Origin of the sequence: Bradyrhizobium sp. SZCCHNS1050 (assembly GCF_032484785.1) — a bacterium.
Lineage (GTDB): Bacteria > Pseudomonadota > Alphaproteobacteria > Rhizobiales > Xanthobacteraceae > Bradyrhizobium.
In genome coordinates this window covers 1,793,516-1,817,433 of the sequence record NZ_JAUETR010000001.1, presented here as the reverse complement: position 1 = coordinate 1,817,433, position 23,918 = coordinate 1,793,516, and the positions used below count along the sequence as shown (strand labels likewise).

Annotated in this window: 18 protein-coding genes and 1 pseudogene; 16 read left to right on the top strand and 3 right to left on the bottom strand. The window is 63.2% G+C overall.

What is annotated here, in order from left to right; translation table 11 throughout:
• Positions 1 to 79 precede the first annotated feature (79 nt).
• The 15 genes from QX094_RS08350 to QX094_RS08280 all read left to right on the top strand — a co-directional run bounded on the left by QX094_RS08350 (position 80) and on the right by QX094_RS08280 (position 17,379).
• Entirely contained in the window at positions 80 to 4,528 is a 4,449-nt protein-coding gene (locus QX094_RS08350) for an RHS repeat-associated core domain-containing protein (RefSeq protein WP_316187785.1), read from the top strand.
• Between the two features lie 34 nt (positions 4,529 to 4,562).
• Entirely contained in the window at positions 4,563 to 4,979 is a 417-nt protein-coding gene (locus QX094_RS08345; RefSeq protein ID WP_316187784.1) for a hypothetical protein, read from the top strand.
• A 276-nt stretch (positions 4,980 to 5,255) separates the two neighbouring features.
• Positions 5,256 to 7,505, top strand: a complete 2,250-nt coding sequence (gene gspD / locus QX094_RS08340) for a type II secretion system secretin GspD (RefSeq protein WP_316187783.1) — start codon at positions 5,256 to 5,258, stop codon at positions 7,503 to 7,505.
• Entirely contained in the window at positions 7,505 to 8,725 is a 1,221-nt protein-coding gene (locus QX094_RS08335; RefSeq protein WP_316187782.1) for a type II secretion system F family protein, read from the top strand. The genes gspD and QX094_RS08335 overlap by 1 nt, the downstream gene beginning before the upstream one ends.
• Positions 8,722 to 9,192, top strand: a complete 471-nt coding sequence (locus QX094_RS08330; protein WP_316187781.1) for a GspH/FimT family pseudopilin — start codon at positions 8,722 to 8,724, stop codon at positions 9,190 to 9,192. Before QX094_RS08335 ends, QX094_RS08330 begins: the two co-directional genes overlap by 4 nt.
• Positions 9,193 to 9,207: 15 nt before the next feature.
• On the top strand, positions 9,208 to 9,711 hold the full coding sequence (gspG, locus tag QX094_RS08325) for a type II secretion system major pseudopilin GspG (protein WP_172184652.1): 504 nt from the start codon (positions 9,208 to 9,210) through the stop codon (positions 9,709 to 9,711).
• On the top strand, positions 9,708 to 10,136 hold the full coding sequence (locus tag QX094_RS08320) for a type II secretion system protein (protein ID WP_316187780.1): 429 nt from the start codon (positions 9,708 to 9,710) through the stop codon (positions 10,134 to 10,136). Before gspG ends, QX094_RS08320 begins: the two co-directional genes overlap by 4 nt.
• Before the next feature lie 33 nt (positions 10,137 to 10,169).
• Positions 10,170 to 10,820: a prepilin-type N-terminal cleavage/methylation domain-containing protein gene (locus tag QX094_RS08315; protein ID WP_316187779.1), complete on the top strand. Its 651-nt coding sequence runs from the start codon at positions 10,170 to 10,172 to the stop codon at positions 10,818 to 10,820.
• 8 nt (positions 10,821 to 10,828) lie between these two features.
• The gene (locus QX094_RS08310) at positions 10,829 to 11,656 is read left to right on the top strand and encodes a type II secretion system protein GspK (RefSeq protein WP_316187778.1); all 828 of its coding nucleotides are present in this window, start codon (positions 10,829 to 10,831) and stop codon (positions 11,654 to 11,656) included.
• A complete protein-coding gene (locus QX094_RS08305) occupies positions 11,653 to 13,443 on the top strand; it encodes a GspE/PulE family protein (protein WP_410052898.1) in 1,791 nt (596 codons plus the stop codon). The genes QX094_RS08310 and QX094_RS08305 overlap by 4 nt, the downstream gene beginning before the upstream one ends.
• Positions 13,444 to 13,585: 142 nt before the next feature.
• Complete coding sequence (locus tag QX094_RS08300; RefSeq protein WP_316187777.1) at positions 13,586 to 14,602, top strand: PilN domain-containing protein; 1,017 nt, start codon at positions 13,586 to 13,588, stop codon at positions 14,600 to 14,602.
• A complete protein-coding gene (gene gspM, locus QX094_RS08295) occupies positions 14,599 to 15,168 on the top strand; it encodes a type II secretion system protein GspM (RefSeq protein WP_316187776.1) in 570 nt (189 codons plus the stop codon). The genes QX094_RS08300 and gspM overlap by 4 nt, the downstream gene beginning before the upstream one ends.
• A 146-nt stretch (positions 15,169 to 15,314) precedes the next feature.
• Positions 15,315 to 15,683, top strand: coding sequence for a hypothetical protein (locus QX094_RS08290; RefSeq protein WP_316187775.1), 369 nt, complete (start codon positions 15,315 to 15,317; stop codon positions 15,681 to 15,683).
• A 279-nt stretch (positions 15,684 to 15,962) separates the two neighbouring features.
• On the top strand, positions 15,963 to 16,742 hold the full coding sequence (locus QX094_RS08285) for a type II secretion system protein GspK (protein ID WP_316187774.1): 780 nt from the start codon (positions 15,963 to 15,965) through the stop codon (positions 16,740 to 16,742).
• A gap of 481 nt (positions 16,743 to 17,223) precedes the next feature.
• Complete coding sequence (locus QX094_RS08280; protein WP_315783586.1) at positions 17,224 to 17,379, top strand: hypothetical protein; 156 nt, start codon at positions 17,224 to 17,226, stop codon at positions 17,377 to 17,379.
• Here the strand turns inward: QX094_RS08280 and QX094_RS08275 are convergent.
• Positions 17,376 to 17,768 (bottom strand): annotated as a pseudogene (locus tag QX094_RS08275) (NAD-dependent epimerase/dehydratase family protein); the annotation flags it as partial. The gene QX094_RS08280 and the pseudogene QX094_RS08275 sit on opposite strands and share 4 nt — an antisense overlap.
• Before the next feature lie 750 nt (positions 17,769 to 18,518).
• Here QX094_RS08275 and QX094_RS08270 point away from each other — a divergent pair.
• Positions 18,519 to 18,782, top strand: coding sequence for a hypothetical protein (locus tag QX094_RS08270; protein WP_315716354.1), 264 nt, complete (start codon positions 18,519 to 18,521; stop codon positions 18,780 to 18,782).
• A 100-nt stretch (positions 18,783 to 18,882) separates the two neighbouring features.
• Here the strand turns inward: QX094_RS08270 and QX094_RS08265 are convergent, their stop codons facing one another.
• Together QX094_RS08265 and QX094_RS08260 are read right to left on the bottom strand one after the other, a co-directional pair.
• The gene (locus QX094_RS08265) at positions 18,883 to 19,365 is read right to left on the bottom strand and encodes a hypothetical protein (RefSeq protein WP_315716353.1); all 483 of its coding nucleotides are present in this window, start codon (positions 19,363 to 19,365) and stop codon (positions 18,883 to 18,885) included.
• Positions 19,352 to 23,827 (bottom strand): RHS repeat-associated core domain-containing protein, encoded by a 4,476-nt coding sequence (locus tag QX094_RS08260; protein ID WP_316187773.1) that lies wholly within the window; start codon positions 23,825 to 23,827, stop codon positions 19,352 to 19,354. Before QX094_RS08260 ends, QX094_RS08265 begins: the two co-directional genes overlap by 14 nt.
• Positions 23,828 to 23,918: the final 91 nt, after the last annotated feature.

The following is a 23,918-nucleotide window of genomic DNA, read 5'->3' as shown; positions in this document are numbered from 1 at the left end:
TGAGGAATTGACCATGTTCAATGCCGTGACTTCGCATGCCTTGCGTCCGAATGGGTTGGCCCGATTCAAGATCGCGGCGTTGTCTCTCCTGATTGGCTGCGGTCTTCCCGCGGCTGCCGATGCCGCGCAGATCGTGATTACAAGCAGCGCGACATGGGTGGTTCCAAACGATTGGAACAACGCTGACAACTCGATCGAGGCGATCGGAGGTGGTGGCGGTGGAGGCGGTTCGGTAGCTGGGCAGCAGGGTGCAGGTGGAGGAGGCGGGGGCGAGTACCGCAAGCTCCTGAACCTGACGCTGACGCCCGGCGCGTCGATTCCGGTTGTGATCGGAGCGGGCGGCGCTGGCGGCACAACGGCGCCATCGGTCGGCACGGCAGGCACCGCGACGCGATTGAACGGCTCGACCCTGGTGGCGAATCCTGGGCAGGGCGGAGCGGCGTCCGGTACTGCGACGGCAGGGGCCGCAGCGGGCGGAACAGGTGGGATCGGCGGCACGACCAGTTTCAACGGCGGCGCTGGCGGCGCGCGTTCGAGCCTGACGGCTGGTGCCGGTGCTGGGGGCGGCGGCGCTGGCGGTCGCAACGGCGCGGGTGCAGCGGGTGGCAGCAGCGCGGGCGCAGGCCCTGGTGCGGCCGGCGGCGGCGCGGCCAATGGGGGCGCTCCGGGCGGTAACGTACCGTCGAGCGGCACGGGTGCGACCGGCGGTAACAACTCGTCCGGAACGGGCGGCGGCGCCGGCGGCACGGTCGGCGTTCTTAGCGCGACGGGCGTGAATGGCGGAGGCGCAGCCGGATCGAGCGGTGGTGGTGGCGGCGGCGGTGGCGGTCTCGCCAATTCGGTGACCGGCTCCGGCGGCGCGGGCGGCGCCGGCGTCGAGTGGAGCGGCGTGGGCGCCGGCGGTGGCGGTGGCGGCGGCGGTGCGGCCTACACGACGGTGTCTGGCGCGGGCGGTGCCGGCGGTTCATATGGCGGTGGTGGCGGTGGTGCAGGTTCATCGACATTTGCAGGAAATGTCGGCGGCGCCGGTGCGCCTGGCATTGTCGTCATCACTTACACGCCGGTGTCGGTCTCGACGCCCCCTATCAACTCGGCCACCAGCATCACACGGTCGTCCTCGTTTGCCTACGATTCCGCCTCGGGCCTGCTGACCCAGGACGTCGTCGAGCCGGATACTCCGGCGCTCCGCCTTCAGACCGACTATGTCTACAATGCGTTCGGGCAGAAGCAGTCGGTCACCGTCAGCGGCGCCGACGTCGTCTCGCGTTCGAGCACGACCAGCTATGACGCGCGCGGGCAGTTTGCGACCTCCAACACCAATGCGCTGGGGCAAAGCGAGACGCTGCAATATGACGGCCGCTTCGGCCAGCCGACTAGCCACACCGGCCCCAACGGCCTGACCACGACCTGGAGCTATGACGAGTTCGGCCGCAAGACGCAGGAGACGCGCTCGGACGGCACGCAGACGCGCTGGGCCTACCAGTTCTGCAGCGGCGTGAACGGCGGCAGCACGAGCTGTCTATCGGGCGCGAGCTATCTCGTGCAGGAGACGCCCTACGCCGCCGACGGCGCCACCGTGAACGGCCCCGTCACGACCGTGTTCTTCGACACGCTGGAGCGCGAGATCGGCCGCCGCACCCAGGGGTTCGACGGCAGCACGGTGCAGGCGACCAAGAGTTATGACGCGCTCGGGCGCGTCGCGCAGACCAGCCGTCCGTATTTCCTGAACGGCGGCACGCCGCAATACACGACGCTCAGCTACGACGTGCTCGGACGCGTGGTCTCGTCGACCCAGCCGGACGGCAGCGTGGCGCAGACCGCCTATCACGGCCTGACCGTCGTCGAGACCAACGCGCTGAACCAGACGCGCACCGTCACCAAGAACAGCCAGGGCCAGGTGGTCTCGGTCACCGACACGCTCGGCAAGACCATGACCTATGCCTATGACGCGGTCGGCAACCTGGTGCAGACCACGGATGCGCTCGGCAACGTCGTCAGCGCGACCTATGACCTCAGGGGACGCAAGACCGCTAGCAGCGATCCCGATCTCGGCGACTGGACCTACAGCTACAACGCGCTGGGCCAGCTGGTCACCCAGACCGACGCCAAGGGGCAGACGGTCAGCCTGAGCTACGACCGGCTCGGCCGCATGGTGCAGCGGGTCGAGCCGGACATGACCTCGGTCTGGGCCTATGACACCGCGGCCAACGGCGTCGGCAAGCTGGCCTCGAGCGGCATCACCTCCGGCTCGGGCAACGGCTTTGCCCGCAGCTTCAGCTATGACAGCCTCGGCCGTCCGCTGCAGGTGGCGACCACGATCGATGGCGCCACCTACACGATGGGCGCGACCTATGACGCCAACAGCCGGCTGATCAAGGTCAGCTATCCCTCCGGCTTCACCGCGCGCTACGGCTATAACAGCCTCGGCTTTGCCAACCAGCTGCAGGACGACGCCACCAGCCAGGGCTTCTGGACGGCGAACGCGATGGATGCCGACGGTCATCTGACGCAGCAGACCGCCGGCAATGGCCTGGTCACCACCCGCGGCTTCGATCCGCTGACGGGGCGGTTGACCAGCGTCGCCACCGGCACCGGCAGCGCCGTGCAGAATCTGAGCTTCGGCTACGACCGGCTCGGCAACCTGACCTCGCGCAGCGACGCCAACACCAGTGTCAGCGAAAGCTTCAATTACGACGGGCTGAACCGGCTGACGACGTCGACGACCAGCCTCAACCCGACGCCGCTGGTGAAGACCTATTCCTACAGCGCGATCGGCAACATCCTCTCGAAGTCGGACGTCGGCACCTACGTCTATCCGGCGGCCGGGGCGCCGCTGCCGCATGCCGTCATGAGCGTCGCCGGCGGCAGCATCAATGCGACCTTCACCTATGACGCCAACGGCAACCAGACCTCCGGTCTCGGCCGCAGCATCGTCTATACGTCCTACAATAAGCCGGCGAGCATCACGCAAGGGTCGCGGACGATCTCCTTCGTCGACGACACCGAGCACCAGCGCTTCAAGCAGGTGACGCCGGAAGGCACGACCCTGTACATCGCCGGCTTCGGCGTGATGGCCGAGGTGCAGAACCCCGGCACGACGACGCAGAAATGGACCGACTATCTCTCGGTCGGCAATGCCAAGGTCGGCATGCGCGTCACCCAGACGGCCGCCAGCGGCATCACGCTGACGATGCGCTACTTCCACACCGACCATCTCGGTTCGATCGTGGCGCTCACCGACGAGAACGGTCTGCTGCAGCAGCGCCTCTCCTATGACGCCTGGGGCAAGCGCCGCAACGTCGACGGCACCGACGACGTCGCCGGCAGCACCGCCAGCCAGACGACGCGTGGCTTCACCGGCCAGGAGGAGCTCTCGGTCGCCGGCCTCGTGCACCTGAACGGCCGTGTCTACGATCCCTTGCTGGCGCGGTTCACCAGCGCCGATCCAACGGTGACGGAGCCGCTCAATCCGCAGGGCTGGAACAGGTACTCCTATGTCGGCAACGACCCGTTGACCTTCACCGATCCGAACGGGTTCAGCTGGCTCTCGAACTTCTTCGGCAGTGTCGGGCACTTCTTTAGCGGCATCGGGAGGGCTATCGGCAATTTCATCACTAATAATCTGCAGTCGCTGGTTCAGATCGCCGTTACGGCTGCTCTGGTTGCTACGGGAGTGTTTGCGCCGATCGCTGCGTTCGTGGGGGCAGCCGTCACGACTGGAATGTTTGGCGGAAATCTAGGACAAGCATTAAAGGCCGGGGTGATCGCTGGGCTCACAACCTTTGCCTACAGCCAGATTCCTGGCCTGGATATCGGTGTGATTGGAAGAATCGGCGCCAATGCTGCCGTGGGCTGCGTCTCGTCTGTCGCTTCCGGCGGATCCTGCGGATCAGGGGCTGCATCCGCAGCGGTGAGCTCGGCACTGTCGCCAGTACTGCCGAATGATCTCATTGGCGGTACCATCGCGCGTGCCACAGTCGGCGGACTGGCGTCCGTTGCCGGCGGTGGAAAGTTCGGCAATGGTGCTGTGACCAGCGCATTTCAGTATCTGGCCACGAGGAGTTTGGAAACTGCGCGGCAAACTCCAGTCGAGAAGTTCCGAAACGCGAACGCGTTCCTTGCCCCGGTGGGAGTTGCCGCTGGTCAACTACTAATCGATGCAATCGTAATGGGTTTAGGCTTGTCTGTGGAGCTAAATTCAACCACTAGAAGGGATGATAACTTACTCTACCATCGTCTAGAAGCGTATCCTAACCAAACGCCGGAAGTGGCTGCGATGCAGCAGGCGTCCGGCGAAATCTGGGGGCAGGAGGGACGATTGGGGTCGATGGCGCAGGTTCGAGCCTTTCGTGGAGCGTTGCCGGAGGATGCGAGGGGTATTGAATTCACGACCCCCATCCCGCCTGAAGCTGGCCAAATTCCGTGGGCGCGGTGGTATCCAGGCCGACAGCCAGGAGTCTTCGTTAATGATAAAGGATATGCGGTGTTGCCTGTGACAGTAACAAAGAACACTCAAACTCTGCCATGAGTTATTCTGGCTGCATGTCGAGGAGACCAGTCCCATGATCGGTGTAGAACAGCTTTTCGGATATCGCTTTCCCAACGAGAGTTGGCCTATCGCCAAAGTGCGAGACAATATTTCCGAAATCGCGGATAGATTTTGTCTAACGGTGGAAGCGTGGAATGAAGATGGCCTGGGGGAAGTATTAGGCATCGTTCTGAAGCTTCCGTCGAAGCGCGTCTTCATGCTGATTGATTACAAAGCTTACAACGAAGCGCATGGACTAGCGCATTCTCCGTTGGAGTTGTTTTTTGACGTTGGAGATGTTGCAGCACTGGGTGTCCGCCCCTTGCTAAACGAAGCCTTGGACTTCCTGAACCTTTCGGGAGATGCGTTGGTCTGGGTGGCACCTGAGGCCAGTCGGGATGACGCAGCTAATCTATTGCGTCACGCAGAGAATCTACATAGTCGGCGTTGAGCATTGGATAAGTCGTGGCTCGACGCCTTTTTAGGCCTGCAGGACTCCCTCAGGCAGAAGATCGCGGTGATAGTGCAAATAATTAGGTCGAATTCAGCGGCATCAAGACCTTGGAGGCGTGTTCGGCAAAGGGCTGTGTATGAATCGGCCGTACATTCAGCATTCGATATCTCCCGCGATCGAAACCTCCTAAACTGCAATGGTTAGCCGCTGAGCGGCTAGGCTGCTCTAAGTCGGGGTGATTGCGTGCGGGGCGGGGTTCGCAGAATTGGCTTGATGGCGCTCCCCGTCGCGTTGGCGGTGTCGGCGTGCCAGACGATGGAGGAGGGGACGTCGTCGTTCGCCTGGAGCACGAATGCTGCCGACGCAGGGTCGGCAGCGCAGGCGGGGGCGCGGGCGACCGGGAGCGCGCGCGCGGGCAGCATCTCGGGCTCACCGCTGCTGGATGACAACAAAGGCGGGCCCGCGACCTTGGTCGAGGGCACCGGGCGCTTCGTCGGCGAGCCGCCGACGGGAGCGGTGTCGCGCGGCACCGAGGACGTGACCGACGGCGTCACCATCAATCTCGTGGGGGTGCCGGCGCCGCAGGCGGCGAAGACGGTGCTCGGCGACATTCTCGGCGTCAAATACACGGTCGATCCGGGGATCGAGGGGCGGATCACGATCCAGACGCCGAAGCCGGTGGCGCGGGCGGCAGTCATCGATCTGTTCCAGGCGGCGTTGCGGGCCAACAATGCGGCTGTCGTCAACAACCGCGGCATCTATCGCATCGTGGCGGCGGACCAGACGGCGGTGTCGTCGGCGTATCGCACTGATGATCCGGCCGATGGCGGCGAGATGGTCGGCAACGGGCTGCAGGTGGTGCAGCTGAAATATGTCTCGGCCTCCGAGATCCGGCGCGTGGTCGAGCCGATCGCGCCGCGCGGCGGGGTGGTGCGGGTCGATGATGCGCGCAACCTGATCACGCTGTCCGGCAATCGCCAGGAGATCGCGGCGATGATGGAGGCGATCGCGCTGTTCGACGTCGACACCATGAAGGGCATGTCGTTCGCGTTGATCCCGGTCAAGACCTCGGCGCCCGACGCGATCGCCACCGAGCTGAAAAGCGTGTTCGCCTCCGACCGCGGCGACGGGCCGATGGCCGGCATGGTGCAGTTCGTGCCCAACAAGCGGCTGCGCTCGATCCTGGTGATCTCGCCGCAGCTTGCCTATCTGCGCCGCGCCGAGAGCTGGATTCGCAAGCTCGACGCGCAGGCACAAGGCAGCGAGAAGCAGCTCTTCACCTACGCCGTGCAGAACCGACGCGCGCAGGAGCTGGTCGACGTGCTGCAGTCGATGTTCCCGACGGACACCCAGACCGCGGCGGCCGGGCGGCGTACGGTGGCGCCGAACTATCAGGAGGCGAGCGTGCAGTCGCAGCCGGCATCGGCCGGCGGCGGGTTCTCCGGGGCATCGTCATCGGGGTTCACCGGCGGCCTCGGCTCCTCCAGCGGCGGCATGGGGGGATTGCGGGCCCCGGCGCCGACCACGTCCGCCCCCAGCGTCACGCCGGCGGCGGCAGCGCCTGCGCCCTCCGGCCGCGACGGCGATACGGATGGGCCGCGGCTGCGCATCGTCGCCGACGAGGCCAAGAACGCGATCCTGATCGAGGCGGCGAATGCGGACTACAAGCGCGTGCTGCAGGCGATCGAGCGGCTCGACCAGATGCCGAACCAGGTGTTGATCGAGGCGACCATCGCCGAGGTCACGCTAAATGACGATCTGCGCTTCGGCGTGCAATGGTACATGCGCAAGAACAGCTCGAAATTCACCCTGACGGAGGCGGCCTCCGGCGCCGTGAGCTCGGTGTTTCCCGGCTTTTCCTACGCGCTGACAGCGGCCAACATCGCTGCCACGATCGACACACTGAACCAGATCACCAACGTCAACATCGTGTCCTCGCCGTCGCTGGCGGTCATGGACAACAAGCCGGCGGTGCTGCAGATCGGCGATCAGGTGCCGATCACGACGCAGTCTGCGACCGGCACCCTGACGCCCGGCGCGCCGATCGTCAATTCGGTGAGCTACAAGGATACGGGCGTGATCCTGTCGATTATCCCGCGCATCAATGAGAGCGGGCGGGTGCTGCTCGACATCGAGCAGGAGGTGTCGAGCGTGGCGCCGACCACGTCGTCGAACATCGATTCGCCGACCATCCGGCAGCGCAAGATCAGGACATCGGTGGTCGTGAACGACAATGACGCGCTGGTGCTGGGCGGGCTGATCCAGGAGGGCCGCACGACCGGCCGGAGCCAGCTGCCGATCATTGGCGACATCCCGTTCATCGGCAATTTCGCCGGCAGCCGCGACAACGTCATCGGCAAGACCGAGCTGATCATCCTGATCCGGCCGCACGTGATGCGCAGCCTCGACGAGGCGCGCAGCGTGACCGAGGAGTACCGCCACTTCATGGCGATCGAGGGCCCGCATCGCCGGCAGCCGGCGCGGCGGCGAGTCGAGGACACCGGACGCAGGATTCTCGATTGATGCCGCGCTTCCGCTACCGCGCCTACGGCACCGACGGCTCCTTCGCGGAGGGGACGATCGAGGCTGCGTCCGCGGATGCGGCGAGCGCGACGCTGTGGGCGCAGGGGTTGTCGCCGTTCCAGATGCAGGCCGCCGATAGCGCCGGCACGGCATGGTGGAACCGCGAGATCACGCTCGGCAACGGCGCGGCGCGCGCGGACCTCTTGGCCTTCACGCGCGAGTTCGCCACGCTCTGCGCGGCCGACATTCCAATGGACGACGCCTTGCGCATCGTGCAGACGCAGGCCTCGGCAGCGCGGCTGCGCACCCTGGTCGAGGCGCTGCTCGCCGATGTCCTCAATGGCCGCCCGTTGTCGGAGGCGATGCAGGCGCAGCCGCGCATCTTCCCGGCTGACTATGTCGCTGTCGTGCGCGCCGGCGAGAGCGGCGGGCGGCTGGCGCAGGTGCTGACCGAGCTTGCCGAGCTCCTGGAGCGGCGGGCGGAGATCCGTGCGCGCATCCAGTCGGCCCTGATCTATCCCGCGATGCTGATCGTGCTGAGCCTCGCAACGCTCGCGATCATCGTTGGCGGCGTGATCCCGTCGATGGCGCCGATCTTCACCCAGAGCGGCAAGCCGGTGCCGCTGACCATCCAGCTGATGCTCGCGCTGAAGGCGCATTGGCTCGAGATCGTGATCGCTGGCCTTGCCGCCGTCGCGCTGCTCGGCGCCATCGTGGCATTCACCATGGCCGATCCCGGCCGCCGCCGGCGTCTCGACCGGCTCGCGCTGCAGCTGCCGCTGCTCGGCGGCTTCCTTCTGCAGCAGGACACCGCGCGCTTCGCCCGCACGCTCGGTACGATGCTGATGGCCGGCGTGCCGTTGATCGCGGCGACGAAATCGGCGAGCGACGTCGTCGACAACCGTCATCTCCGCGCCGGCATGGAACAGGCGATCGAGCGGATCCAGCAGGGCACAGCGTTGCACCGCGCGCTGCGCAACGAGGTGGCCTTGCCGGCCGTGGCGCTGCAGATGATCGCGGTCGGCGAGGAGGCGGGCAAGCTCGACCGCATGCTGCTGCGCGTGGCGCAGATGCTGGAGAAGCAGCTGCAGACCAGCGTCGATCGCTTCATGGCGGCGTTGACGCCGGCGATGACGGTCGGCATCGCATTGATCATCGGCGCGCTGATCATGCCGGTGATGAACGCCGTCCTCAGTATCAATGATTTGGCGGGGCGATGAGCGCGCGGGCGGAACTGGGACGGGACGAGGCGAGCGCCGGCTTTACGCTGGTCGAGATGCTTGCCGTGCTCGTCATCCTGGCGCTGACGGTATCCGCCGCCGTCCCGCTGCTGTCACGCGGCGCCGGCACGGTGAGCCTCGATGCGGCGACAGGCGAGATTGCGTCGGCGCTGCGCGCGACGCGCTCGGCTGCGATCGTGCAGAACCGCGTGATGACCCTGAGCATCGACGTCGACCGCCGGGCCTTCAGCTCGGATGTCGTCCGGCCGCGTACCTTTGCGCCGGACATCCAGGCGAAGCTGACCTATGCCGCCGCGACGCGCGTGGGCGCCGCCGTGGGCGGCTTCCGGTTCTTTCCGGACGGCTCGTCGACCGGCGGCGATCTGAGCCTGGAGTTGAACGGGCATCATATCAGGCTCTGTGTCGAATGGCTGACAGGGACGGTGCGGACCGCCGCGACGTGTTGAGGGGAGGGGACGATCATGCTGGGATGGATGGAATGTCGTGATGTCGTGAAGCTGCGCGTGGCCGCGTGGCGCGGGCAATTCCGGCTTCGTTTACGCAGAGGCCGCGATGGCGAGGCCGGCTTCACCTTGGTCGAGATGCTTGTCGTCATCACCATCATCGGCCTGATCATGGGTCTCGTCGGCCCGCGCGTGCTGAGCTATCTCTCCGACTCCAAACTCAAGACGGCGCGGATCCAGATCCGCAGCCTGTCCTCGGCGCTCGACCTCTATCACCTCGACAACGGCCGCTACCCGACCGCAGCCGAAGGGCTCGGTGCGCTGGTGCAGAAGCCGGCCACCGCGACCACCTGGAACGGGCCCTATCTCAGCGGCACCCTGGTCCCGAACGATCCGTGGGGACGGCCCTATGTCTACAGATTCCCGGGACAGCACGGCACCTACGACATCGTCTCGCTCGGGCCCGAGGGACGTGAGGACGAGACCTCGGCCACGGCCAATGTGACGAGCTGGCAGCCGTGACTCCCGCCACGGCAGAGACGAAGCACGCGGACGACGGGGACGCCGGCTTCACGCTGGTGGAGGTCCTCGTTGCGCTGGCCATGCTGTCGGTCGGCCTCGCTTTGGTGATGAGCATGTTCTCGACCGGACTGTCACGAACGGGCATGGCCGAACGCGTGGCTGGTGCCGTTGCGCTGGCGCAGTCGCTCATGGCTCAGGTCGGCAATTCGATTCCGCTGCGCACCGAGACGCGCGATGGCGCCGAGGCGAACGGCTACCGGTGGCGCCTTGCGATGCAGCCTTATCGGCCGGCGCCAAACAGCGATGCACGCCCGGTCGAGCTGTATCAGGTCTCGGTCGAGATCGGCTGGCTGGAAGGGCAGGACCCGCGCTCCTATGCGCTCTCGACGCTTCGCCTCGGGCCTAGAGTCTCCAAGTCGCAGTGAGCCAGACCGATGACTTCGCCGAAAGCAAGCGGGATGGATGATCGCGACGCAGGCTTCACCCTGGTCGAGGTCCTCGTTGCGCTGGCGCTGTTCAGCCTGCTCGCCGTTCTGCTGTTCGACAATCTCAAATTCGGCGTGCAGGCTTGGCGCAGCGGCAGCGCCCGCGCGGAGTCGTTCCAGCGCGAGCTCGCAGCGCAGGACGTGCTGCGGCGCCTGATCGGCAATCTCTATCCGATGATGCTGGGCGAAGGCGCGGCGCAGCGGCGCATCGATATCGACGGCCAGGCCGAGAGCCTCGAGTTCCTCAGCGACGCGCCGGCCGTGTCCGGTGGGGCCGGCCGCTTCCGCTTCAAGCTGTTCGCCGACCGCAGGCGTGACGGGGTCGATCTCGTTCTGCAGTCCCGGCCCGAACTGGCGGTGAAGCAGGACACCGAGCGGACGCTGCTGGTGTCCGACATCGATCGGATCGAGCTCAGTTATGCGGCAAGAGCAACGGGAGACGCCAATGCGGCCTGGACCACAAGCTGGAAGGATCAGAGCGAGGCTCCCGGCCTGATCCGGCTGCGGGTCCTGATGCGTCCCGGCGATGCCCATCACTGGCCGGAGCTCGTGATCGCGCCGCGGGTGCAGGCCGATGTGGCCTGCGTCTACGACGCGCTCACGATGCGCTGTCGCGGGCGATAGGGGGCGACATGCCGGTGCTGTCGGTTCTCTGGGGGCTCGGGCTGCTGACGGCGATTGCGCTGTCGCTGTCATGGTCGAGCAGCGTGTCCTATGGCCTTGCCCGTAACGGCGTCGATCAGGCCGCTCTCGGTGCGCTCGTCGAGGCCGGCGTCAATGCAGCCATCGACGGTCTGCTCGATGCAAGGGCGGACCGCCGCTGGCGCGCCGACGGCCGCCTCTACACACTCGATTTCAACGGCACGCGGATCGGCATCAGGATTCAGGACGAGCTCGGACGGGTCGACCTCAACCAGACCGATGAGGCCATGCTGAACAGCCTGCTGCTATCAGCAGGGCTGGACGCGCGGGCCGCCGCTGACCTGACCGACAAGATCGTGGACTGGCGAACCGTAACGTCCCTGAAGCATCTGAACGGCGCCAAGGACCGGGACTACGCGTCGCGCAACGCCGCCTATCATCCCCGCAACGGTCCGTTCCAGAGCGTCGATGAGCTGCTCCTGGTGATGGACATGACTCCGGTGATCTTTGCGCGGATCGCGCCGGCGCTCACGGTCCATTCGGGACGGCAGTTCGTTGATCCGCAATTGGCGCCGCGCGAGGTGCTGCGCGCGCTGCCCGGCATGACCGCGCAGAGTGCCGAAGCGACGCTGGCCGCGCGTGACGGTGCCAGATCTGGCCTCGCCGAAGGCAACCCGATGACGGTGCTGCGTGGCCGCGCCTTCACGATCCGGACCGAATTTTCCCAGGCGTCACGCGTCGTCGCAGGCGAGGTCGCGGTGCGCCTGACGGAAAATCCGCAGCAGCCCTATTGGGTTCTGAGCTGGGGGACGCGATGACCGGACGCCCAGGGCCAGCGATGCAGCAGGCCGACGCCTTCGCCGCAGACATCGAGCAGCCGCACGCGCAGCTGCACCGGTCCATGCAAGACGTGGGCAGGACAGCGCTGTTGCAGGGCTTCGGCGACTTCCTGCGGGCCGAAGGCATCGTCGATCGTATGAGCCTCGACCGTGCCGGACGCGCGGCGCAAACCACCCGAGACAGGCTCGACACCGTGCTGACCAAGCTCGGTCTGGTGTCGGAGGCCGGTCTGGTCGCGGCGTTGGCGAAATTCCTGGCACTCGATCTGGTGCGTCCGGATCAGATTCCGATCGACCCCGTGTTGCCCGAACTGGTCGAAGCGGAGTTCGTGCGTCACAATCATGTGCTGCCGCTCGGCTGCAGCGATGGCCGGCTTGCCGTCGGCGTGACCGATCCGTTCAACCACGATCCGATCCGGGCCCTTGCCTTCCTCACGGGCCTGTCGGTCGACATGCGGCTGTTTACGGCGGCCGATTTCGACAAGGCCTGCGCGGGGCTCTATCCCGCCATGTCGCGTAGCGACGAGACCCGCGCCACCGGCGGCGCCGAGGCCAACGAAGCCGACGTGCAGCGGCTGCGCGATCTTGCGAGCGAGGCGCCGATCATCCGTCTCGTCAACCAGATCATCACCAGTGCCGTGGAGGCGAGGGCGTCGGACATCCATATCGAGCCCAATGTGGACCAGGTGCTCGTCCGCTATCGCATCGACGGCGCCTTGCGCTCGGTCCAGGTGCTTGCGGCGGACCTGCGTGCCGCGATCACGTCCCGCGTGAAGATCATGTCGAAGCTCGACATTGCGGAGCGGCGCCTGCCGCAGGACGGGCGCATCAAGATCGCGGTCCGTGGCATCGACATCGACTTCCGCGTCTCCACGATCCCCACGGCCTTCGGCGAAAGCGTCGTGCTGCGCGTGCTCGACCGCAATCGCATCAGCCTCGATTTTGTCGAGCTCGGCTTCTCCGCGGAGCATATCGCGACGCTGCAGGCGCTGCTGCGGCAGCCCAATGGCATCATCCTGGTCACCGGACCGACCGGCAGTGGCAAGACCACGACGCTGTATACGGCGCTGAAGACGCTCAACAGCACCGAGCGCAAGATCTTCTCGGTGGAGGACCCGATCGAATATCAGATGCCGGGGATCAATCAGGTGCAGGTCCAGTCGGAGATCGGGCTGACGTTTCCTCACGCGCTGCGCTCGATGCTCCGGCAGGATCCGGATATCATCATGATCGGTGAAATCCGCGATCTCGAGACGGCGCGCATCGCCATCCAGGCCTCGCTGACCGGTCACCTCGTGCTCTCGACGCTCCACACCAACGATGCGGCGTCTGCGATCACGCGGCTGATCGACATCGGCGTCGAGAACTATCTGCTGGCCTCGACGCTGAAAGGCGTGATTGCGCAGCGTCTGGTACGCAGGCTCTGTTCCCGTTGTTCCCATGGTCATCCGCAGGCGAGCTATTGGGCGGAGAGCTTCGAGCGGTCCGTGTCCGGACTCCGTGCGTTGGGGCAGCCAGACATTCGCCAGCCGCAAGGCTGCTCCGATTGCGGCAATGCCGGCTTCTCCGGACGTTCGACCATCGCGGAGATGCTGGTCATCGATGAGGCATGTCAGAGTCTGATCCTGGCGAAGGCGTCGGACACTGCGATCGAGCGCGCCGCCCGCGAGCAGGGCATGCAGAGCATGTACGAGACCGGAGTCCGGAAGGTCTGGCGCGGCGAGACCACGATCGACGAAGTTCTGCGCGCGACGCGCATGGGATAGGGCGGCGGGACGGGCGATGCATGAGAGCAAGGATAGAGGCGCGTTGCTGGCCACGGTTCGTACGGCGCGTCCGCGCGACTGGGCGCAATCGGCGGCCGCCTGGTGGTGCAGGGAAGCGGTCGATCTGCTGCCGCAACGGTTCGTGGCCGCGCTGGCGCCGGCCGGCCGGCCGAGACTTCTGGTCGATCGCGACGACACGGGGATCCGGCTTCAGTTGAACGATCCCCGATCAGGAGTGCAGGCTGGTGAAACGACCCATGCAGGTGAGGTGACGGCGGCGATCGCATCCATCCTGCAGCGTCATGGTCTGGATCGGCGCGACGTGGATCTGGGCTTGCGTCTGCCGGAAGAGAGTGTTTTCCGCCGCGAGCTCATGCTTCCACCCGAGGCGAAGGGCGCGATCGATACGATCGTGCCGCAGGACCTGTTGCGCCGGACGCCGTTCAAGGCGGAGGACATCTATTGCGACCACTTGACCGCCACATCGCCTGACGGTCGGATCGCGGTTCGGCAATGGGTGACGCGGCGCCATCACGTGCAGCAGGCCGCAGATCAGCTCGGGCTTGCCGTCGCGCACATCGACTTTGTCGTGTTCGGCGACGATCAAACCTCGCCGTCGATCCGACTGGCGCGTCCTGCGGCTGCCCGCAAGACCTCCACCGTTGCGATCGCAGGGCTCGGCGCGCTCGCCGTGCTTCTAGGGTCCGGCATCGCGGTCCTGACCTTTGCCCGGCAACAGTCCACGCTGGACCGGCTCGATGCCGAGATCGTTGTGGCCCGCAAGGGCGCCGAGCGCGTTCGCGTCCTGGTGGATCAATTGCGGGAGCGGCGGACGGCGCTGTCGCGCCTTCGTCTGCAGCGCAGCGAAGTGCCGGGATTGATCGACGTCTGGGATGAAGCCTCGCGCATTCTGCCGAAGCATTCCTGGCTGACCGAATTGCGGCTCGTGGAGGGAGCGAACCCGCGGAGCGCAACGGTCACGATGACCGGATTCTCGGCCGCGGCGCCGAGCCTGATCAACACGCTCGGTGGATCGAGACTGTTCGTGGACGCTGCCCTGACGTCGCCGGTCGCGATGGATCCGATCGAGAACCGGGAACGCTTTTCATTGCAGGCCAGGATTCGTGTGCCCGATGCCATCAAGGAGGTGGCGCCATGAGCGAATGTACGAAGCGCAGGTACGCGCTCGGACGCCGCGGCCTTTTCATCGTCGTCAACCTCGCGCTTCTTGCGCTGTTGTTCTGGGGCTTCGTGGCGCCGATCGCGGCGATGTTCGCCGAGCGGGAGGCGCGGATCCAGCAACAGCAGGCGCTGCTGGCACGGTTGAGCGCGATCGCAGCCCAGGCATCGGCCATCGAGGGCCTTGCCTCCGAAACCGAGTCGCAGCTCCAGAACGGGGAGTTTCTGACGGGTGCGAATGAGAACGTGATCGCCGCCGACCTGCAGACGAAGCTGAAGATGATCATGGGCAATGCCGGTGCCCAGTCCCGCGCGATTCAATCGCTGCCGGGCCGGACCGTCGATCAGATCAAGTACAGCGGCGCGCGCATCGATCTGTCCGGGCCGTTGCCCGCCGTCATGCGTGCGGTCCACGCGGTCGAGAGCGCAAGGCCATATTTGTTCATTGCCAATGCGGTGCTGAAGAGCGCGCCTGCGATGCGCCCGGGAACGGCCGAGGAGCCAGTGCTTCAGGCGCAGCTCGATATCTACGGTGCGGTGCAATGAGGAGCTTTGTGCGATGGCGGGTGAGGCCGCTTGCCGGAGTTCTGGCGCTCCTGGCGGGTCTTGATCTAATGCTCGGCGCCTGGCTCGCGACGTCGGTCGGAGGCGGAGAAGCGCCCGGCGCCCGCCGCGCGGCGTGGGAAGCGCCGGTGCCCCGGACCATGGCGGGCGTGGCTGGACGGCAGCCGCTGCAGACATATGCCGAGATCCTGGCCCATCCGGTGTTCCAGAAGTCGCGCGAGCCGTTCGTTCCGCCCCCACCCGCGCCGCCACCGCCGATGCCGGTGGCCGCTCCGCCCCCGGTGGCCACTGACCAGGGCCTCCAGGTCGGCGGCGTCATGATCAACAGCGGCACGAGCAAGGCCTATCTGCTCTCCAAGGTGGGAGGTGGCGCAGGCTCCTGGGTCAACGAGAACGAGACATTTCAGGGCTGGCGGGTGACGTCGATCGACGCGTCAGGTGTTCGGATCGAGCAGGCGGGGCGCGCGATCGAATTGCAGCTCTACCCCAAGAATTGAAGAATACAGGCCGCGCTGCAGCCCCTCGAACCAGAGTTGAATAGCCTTGTTTGCACAGACGAAAGATCAAGCGCCAATCCGCAGACAGCCTTTCGTAGAGGAGGAGCGCGAATTGTTCGTTCCTGCTTGGCTCGGCTTCTCGATGCTCTCATATGAGCCATGTCTCTTACATGTCTTCTCGAAACCGTCGTCCGCCAAGCGATCTTCGGATCATGGTAGTCCCAGAGATCAGAAATGCCAGTCATAGCGATCCTGTGGATCCTAGGATTATTGACAACGTTGTCACTGTCGCTGCTCTGGGGCAGCGAGGTGTCGTACCGCCTCGCCCGCAACGATTGTGAACTTGCGATTCTGAGCGCGACTGCAGACGGGGCGCTGGACTACGCCGTGTCGGGATTGTTTGATCAAAAATCTGATCGCCTCTTGCGTCCAGGTGTAGGCGAGGTTCACCTGCTCCACTTTGGCGAAGCCGAGATCCGGATCGTGATCCAGGACGAGCTCGGCAAGATCGACATCAACCAGGCCGACCCTGCCTTGCTTGCCAGTTTGCTGCGGTCGGTGGGGCTAAACGCCGATGCGGCAAGTGGGCTTGCAGACAAGATCGTGGACTGGCGAACCGCGAGCGAATTGAAGCATCTTAATGGCGCCAAGGAGTTCGACTATCGCGCGGCGAATAGTCCCCACCGGCCGCGCAACGGTCCGTTTCAGAGCGTCGACGAGCTTCTTCTCGTAATGGACATGACGCCTGCTCTCTTCCAGCGGATCGAACCTGCCGTGACCGTGTATTCCGGAAGCCAGTTCGTTGACCCACGACGTGCCACACCTGAAGCTCTGGCGGCGATGCCCGAGATGATCAGTACGCAAGGGACAGCCTCCGATCGCCCGCCTCCATTTCCGATCGGCGCAAACGAAGAACCAACGTCATCCTTGCGCGGTCGCGCCTTCATGATCTGTATCGAAGTCGCAAAGTCAGGCCAGGTTTCTCGATATCGAGCTGTTATTCGAATGACGGACAATCCGGTACATCCCTATTTCCTTCTCAGCTGGAAGATGACGTAAGCTCGCGACCAGCGCTCTGTCAGAGACGTAGTGTCTGTGGAACACCTTCCTGGCCGCGAGCTTGGCGAGGACGTCGACTATCGACCGGAAGACGCTCGACGCAGCTGTCAATGCCTTGTGCGAAAGCGGGACGCCGCGGCGTCGTACCCCGCGGACCAAATAGGCGTCAAGCGCCAGTCAGTAGGGCCGCAGAGCTACGCTTACGTTGAAGCGACGAAGACGAGGCCCGCAATGTCACGGAAACATGGGGCGGCTCAGTCCGCGCGGTGGCAAGGTGCTACGTATTGCTGCCGCAGCAAATGTTTGATCCGCACCGGCAATCGAGAGATGCGGCTGGCAACCGGGAGGCTAGCTAGTCGCGGTGGCGCAGGCACTTCACTGATAGGCCACGCTTTCTCGTGAGGTGCGCCGCGTCTTGTCGCAGAACGGGGGGCTCGCCGCTATCAACAACAACCGTCGGACGGAGGAGTGTGAGGCTCTCATGGCAGCCGAGCACTTCATCAGGGCCCAGAATCCGGATTATTCGCGGCACTATCGGGGTCTTGACATCGTTGCTGAGATCGAGGCTTACGGCAGCTTCAACGAGATCCAGCGCCGAATGGCCTTTGGTGGTCTCGCCCTTGCGAACAATGACTAACGACTGCGTCGCCGCTTCGCGCAGAATGCCTGATAGGCGAGCCCGACTCCCACTTCCAGGGAAGTCGTCGCGCGCCAGCCAAGCTCCGTCAGGCGGGAGACGTCGAGAAGCTTGCGTGGTGTGCCATCCGGCCGTGACCGGTCAAAGCTGATGCTGCCCTTGAAGTCTACCCCGGCGGCAACCACGCGGGCGAAGTCGGCAATGGTGATATCCTCGCCAGTGCCGATGTTGACCAACGCGGTGTCGGAATAGGTCTTCATCAGGTGCACGCAGGCATCCGCCATGTCGTCGACATAGAGGAACTCGCGCCGCGGCGTGCCGGTGCCCCAGACCACGACCTCCGGCGCATCCGCGAGCTTGGCCTCATGGAAGCGGCGGATCAGCGCCGCGTTTGCGCCGATGGATGGGGTCGGCTAAATCCCATGATCTGCGATCGCCGTAAATCTCGGCTGGAAGCTCCCGGGCGTTGTCAGTGACATTAGATCGATGGCGCTGCTCGACACGTACGAGGCGAAGCGCCTGCGGACGTCGCTCAACACCGACCATCCTTGACGCTCTACGGATTTGCTCGGCCTTTTCGCGGCAATGCTCAAGACCAAAGACGCGCAACGGGGGAGCTGGCGACGAGTCTCGTCGTGTTGCCGACGGCCGTCTCGACCTTTACGCGGGCGTCTAGTTCAACTTTGCCGGTATCTGATAACCCACTGTTGGTTCGCCAGCCATCGTCTCGGATTGCACAACCTTGCCGCCCGATGCTTTGACGGCGTTCGCTCTGCCGCGTACTTTGTGTAAATCTCGAGGCGATCTCACACTGATCCGTCCTGATTAGATCCTGCGGCATTGCCAAAGGTGCTCGGCTCGCTGGACGGCGCGTTGATGGAGGCATTGGACCATGGTCGCGGCTAGCCTCCCACGCATCTTACGTGCGGACCACAAGTTCCACTGACGAACACCTCCTCGATTTCAGGCATCAAGGTAACGGCCTCATCGACGGTCGCTTCGATATCCGCCTCTGTTGGCGCCGAACCCAGCCACCCCCGCGCATCGAACCAGCGCCTGAAGAATGGGCGACGATACACCTGGAAGTATTGTTCGAGATACTGGACCCATACGTCCTCTGCAGGAATGCGCCCTGACGCATGGACAATCCCCTCTCGAGGGACGATGCCAAGGTTGAGGCGAAACGCGGGGCGGCCGCACTTGTCGAGCTGGATTTCGACGATCTGAAATCCTTGAATGCCTTCGCGCCGCAGTCTCCCAAATGGGAATGCGGAACGAATCTCCCGGCTCCGCGCATCACTGCCCGTAAGCGGGATCGTCCGGAATCCTCGCTGCTCAAGCGCTGGGACGATTCTCAATTGAACGACCCGTCTCAGCGCATGCCTAACCTTTTCCGTCATTAGCCATCGACAAGTATCAACATCATTGGTATGAGCCGGTCCATCCGTTAACCGCCGTATCACTGCAATGTAGTGGTGAAGTCATGCTGGTTTTTTCGAGGAATCAGGACCCAGCAATGAGCGCGTCGAGGCAGTCTAACGGCGCCGGTGCTCCCAGGGCGTCAAAGAGCTCTGACGCCGTTGACGACCGGGCCGCTTGACTTACAGCCTGTTCAGGATCCGTCTTGTCAAAGTACTGCTCAACGAGTGCGGGACGTTTTGTTATATAGTTGACGGCGCGCTGCCGCATCTCACTAAAGCGAACTTCAGGCGCCTGGCGCAGAGTTACCGATATCTTCCTGGTCCCACCATTCAAAAAGCTGAATATTCTTCGCCAACGGCTTTCACCCCAAAGATGCTCGAAGCGAATCTCATCAATCCGCCAGATTGTCCCGTCACGATCCAAAACAGTTACCCCGAGATAGCGCTCAAGGACCCGTTCTCTCGGACCCGTCGAGACTTTGAACGCATCGCTGCTATATGGCAGGATCGTTTCTCTTCTCTCATCAAAGAACAGCAAGGTACGTGGCCCACTATCTGCAGTCACATCCGCCTCCCCGGGGTGAAGTGCCCGCTAAAATTGCGCCGATCGTTAGGCTCTTAGACCATCCGGGGCCAGCCACCCAAGCCAGCTCGGGATACTGCGCGAGCGTCGAATTGAGGGACGCGGAGATGGGATTGGTGTTCCAGGGCTGGTTCTTAATCCAATCCGGTACCATCCGTCCTATGCCTTGGTTCCGCTCCAATAGCCAATGATGTCTTACCTGCCCTTCCCCGAGCAGCTGAATGCCTTCCCTGTTCATCCATTTGCGTGTCGCGTTCCAAGTATGACTCCCAAAATCCTTAAATCGGAACGCTCCCTTCTCCAAGGCGCCAGCGAGGCCCCCCCCGACGAGGCTGAGTCCAACCTCTCCGAGGTTAATGCACCGCCAGTTTCCGCCGTTCTCGTAGAGCTGAAGTCCAATATCTGCTGCGGCAAAAGCGAGGCCCCACGCGAATTCTCCCGTCGGATCTGTAAAAGAGACAGGATTCCCGCCAGCGTAAACATAGAGGCTCGGCCCTGCGACGAGCCCAAGCGGATCTGCCTGCGTGTATCTCCCAATCGATGCATCGTAATGCCGATGCCAGTTGTAGTGAAGCCCTGACTCGACGAGAAAATACTGACCCGGATATCGCAGGTTGTTGCTTGCGGTTCCGGTGATCGAGCGGACCTCACCGTAAGGCCAGTACCATGCGTCCCAAACCACGGTCTGGTTTGCGTCGGTCATCTTGCTCGGGCGATCGAGATGATCAGGATGCACGTACCATTGTTTAGGCGTTGCCGTGTCCAGATCGGCAAAAAGCGCAAGGGGTGTATCATCCAGCCAGACGTATTCCCGCTGCGTCGTGCCGTTCGCGCCTGCCTCGGCCAATAGCCGCCCAGAGCTGTCATAGATATAGTGGGTCGTAGTCGATGGCGTCATATTTTGGGTGGTCCGAACGGCCATCCGCTCGAGCCCGTCATAGACGTAGCTCGCGGTCACCGTCGTGCCGATTGTGAGCTGATCGAGCCGATTACGATTATTATAGCGGTAGTTGTAGGTCGTAGTGCCCCTGACATCAGTGACGATATTGCCGACTCCGTCATTCGTGACGCTCCGCAGCGTATTCGTGCCCTCAGTGGTGCCGACGTAGAGATTGCTGTTGTACGGATAGCCTAAAACTCTTGTCGTGGTGGTTGTGCCATTTGTAAAGACGTCGCCGGTCCGATTGCCGACCGAGTCCTGCCAATAGGTCTGCGTCCCCCAGTCCCCGTAGACATTCTGCAGCCGATGACCCGGAGTGAAGACATAGTTGTCGGTCCGACCGGCGACATTGTTGTCCCAGACATTGGTGATGTCGAAATCATCGTACCAGTAGGTATAGGCACGGTTGATGACCGAATTCGATCCCTGCTCGACCACGAAGGTGCTCAAATTGTAGTCCTGCGTGAATGTCTTCCACAGGATTAGGTCATTGCCGTACGAGAGCGACTGCAATGGACCGAAGGGTTGGTAAGTCACCCACTTAGCGAGCAGCATTTCGGCAGTTGCGGCGCCCGGCTGCTGCGTCACGGTGTTCACGAGCCCCGTTGCACCGCGGTAATAGTTGACGATCCGGCCGGATGGATAGGTGATGCGGGTCAGATTGCCGTCGAGATCATAGGCATAGCCAACGAGGTAGACGATCCCGGCTGTTGTCTTCTTCTCCTGAATGGCCTGTCCCAGCGAATTGAAGGTCCACTCGATGCTCCCGGAGGCGTCGTCGATCCGTGTCAGGCGCCCAACGCCCTTGTTTCCGCCAGATGTCCCATCCCAGGAAAATGTGACGTTCTCCCCCGGAGCAGCCGGATATTGCTTGCTCAACACGCGCCCTGCCGCGTCATAGGTCAGATTGGTAACGACGCCACGCCCGTCAGTCATTTGCGTCGGTCGGCCGGCGGCATCGTAGACATAGGTGGTCGTGCCCGTATCGGGGCTCGTTCGCTGGATTACGTCGCCGAAGCCGTTCCGCACGAAAGTGGTGTTGAGAGAGCGGGGATCGCTATAGCTGGTTACTTCATCTCTGCCATCGAGGGTGACCGTCTCGCTGTTGCCCTCCTCGTCTTTCGAATTGATCAACCTGTTCAGCGAATCGAATGACCAGCCGAAGACATTCGAGCGCGGGTCGGTGATCGAGACGCGATTATTGGTCTTGTCGTAGCCGTGAACCCAAGTCTGCTTTGAAGCCCCGATGAACTTCAACAGTCGGCCGAGTTCGTCGAATACGGCCGTCTGCGCCAACTGGATGGTTCCGTCAGATCCCTTGATCTGCCGCGCTGTGACGTTGCCCATCGCATCGCGCGTCAGTGAGATGGATGCGCCAGTATTATCCTGGATCTGAACCACCCGCCGCGCATCATCATAGGTATAAGACAGATAGGCGCCGTTCGCGCGCGTCACTCTGGTGACATCGCCAACTGCATTGTATGTCAGCGACATCGTCGCGGCCAATCCCGATGGGTCGACGGTGACAGTCAGTAGTCGGCCGAGCGCGTCGTAGGTAAGGCTGGTGGTGACGCCGTTGGGATCGGTGACGAGCGTCGGCTGTCCGCGGTAATTGACCGAGTTGATGATCGTGACCTGTCCGATCTCGTTTGTGTAGAAGGCAGGATAGCCGTTGGCATCGTACGAGAAAGAGACCGTATCGCCTGGGCCGGGGAGGGGGCCGTCAACGCTCGACAGCAGCGTCCCGGTATAGTTGAACGTCCAGGTCCGCGTCTGTCCATTGGTCGAATACGGCGCCGTCTGCGACGTCGTGTCGGTCTGGGTCACTTGCGACAGCTGACCGGCCGCGCTCCAGGTGTATGTCGTGGTCAGGCCAGGTTCGACCTGTTGCGCGACCACATTGAAGGTGTTGTCGTACACGAAACTCGTGGTAGTCGCCGCTGCGGTGCCGCTTCCGCGTACGATCGAGGTCGGGCGTCCGTAAGAATCCCTCGTATAGGCTGTGACGCGTCCCTCGTCATCGGCGACCTGACTGACCTGCCCAAGCGTATTGTAGCTGACGGATCGGGCCGAAGCGGGGCAATTGGTGGTCGCCTGGCCGGCCACTCCTGCTGACTTCATCGTTCCCTCTCGCTTTGCAAACGAGTAGGTAGCCTGCTTTCCAAGAGCATTGGTGACCGTACGGGTCACGGCAGCATCGTCATAAACAACCGTGGTCAGGTCCGCGCCACCCGCGTGCGAGCTGGAGATCGGTCGCCCATCCGGATCGTATGTCCAAGTTGCGTAACGTACGCCTCGAGCGTCAGTCACTCCGGTGAGAAGGTCCGGAAAGGTCGTGTTCTCGTAGTGATACGTCGTCACATCGATCTGCTGCCATACTCCGTCGTTCTTTTCCGACCTCGTGACAGTCGTCAGGTTGCCGTTCGTATATCCGTAGTCGATCTTGAAGTATTCAGTGGGGCCTGTGCTCTGCGCATAGGTGTAAAATGTTGCGGTCGAGACATGGAGAGGGGTTCCCGAGGCGCTCGTCTCGTAGCGAAAATCGATATGCCTCGAATCGGCGAATCCTATGGAGTCGATTCGCGTGGGATGTACGGCTGTGTTGGCGATGATACCCTTGCTGACGCCGTTCCTTTCCGTGATCGATTGGGGCCAATAGGTATTCCCGCTCTGTATGAAAATGACCGTTCGATCATTCTCGTCCTTGAACGAGAAGAGCTTCGTGCCGCCATTATCGAAGCTCGTCAGCGATACTTTCGAGTCGCTATAGGCGCTCGCGTAGACCCCCGGCGTCGGCTGGTTGAAATCGTATTCGATGCCGTCTGGCGAGAACACGGCAACGGTGTTGCCAACGAGTATCTCGTACTCGAAGTCGAAGTGCCACCGTGCCGTGCCTAGCCGTTGTCCCGGCGTTCCGCGGCTTCGATAGTGGCGTACAAGCCCGAGCGGGCGCGCTCCTCCCGACACGAAGTCGACGGCGTCCTCAGACTTCGAAGATCCCGAGAGTGAGATCGGATTGCCAACGCTCGGATCAGTTGTGCACGGATCGGGGTTGTTCTGCGGCGCAGGTGCGTGGCTGTTCGGGGGGCCGCGGCTCGGATCCTTTGTGCACACCCCTCTCTGCAGCGCGTAGCCGGAGACGCAGTCGGGCGATGTGATGTTGATCTCGTACGCCACTCGGGTGGCGTCGGCAACATAGCATATAAGGCTGCCGTTCGGGCGAACTTCGACGCCGTTGAATTTCAACGGCAAATGAACGTCATAATCGTAGAAGCCGATGATGATATATTGCGGGTACAAAGCTGCGAGCTGACAAGCGGCAGCTGGCTCGGTGACGTACTGGGTAGTCAGAGGGATATTGTTGACGACGATCGGATATCCCAATTGCGGGTTTGCATCGGCTGCGGTTGCGGCGCACGCGAGAATGAAACAGGTTCGTCCCAGGCAACGAAACTGACGCGCCGCCCCGAGAAACATCTGGAAAATTGGAGCAAGAACCTTCAAGCCAAAAGTACAGCCAGATTCAGTATTTCTAATCCAAGAGGATACGAAATATTGGATTGTAGAGTGCTCGATCGCTCTTTGTCCCGCCGCT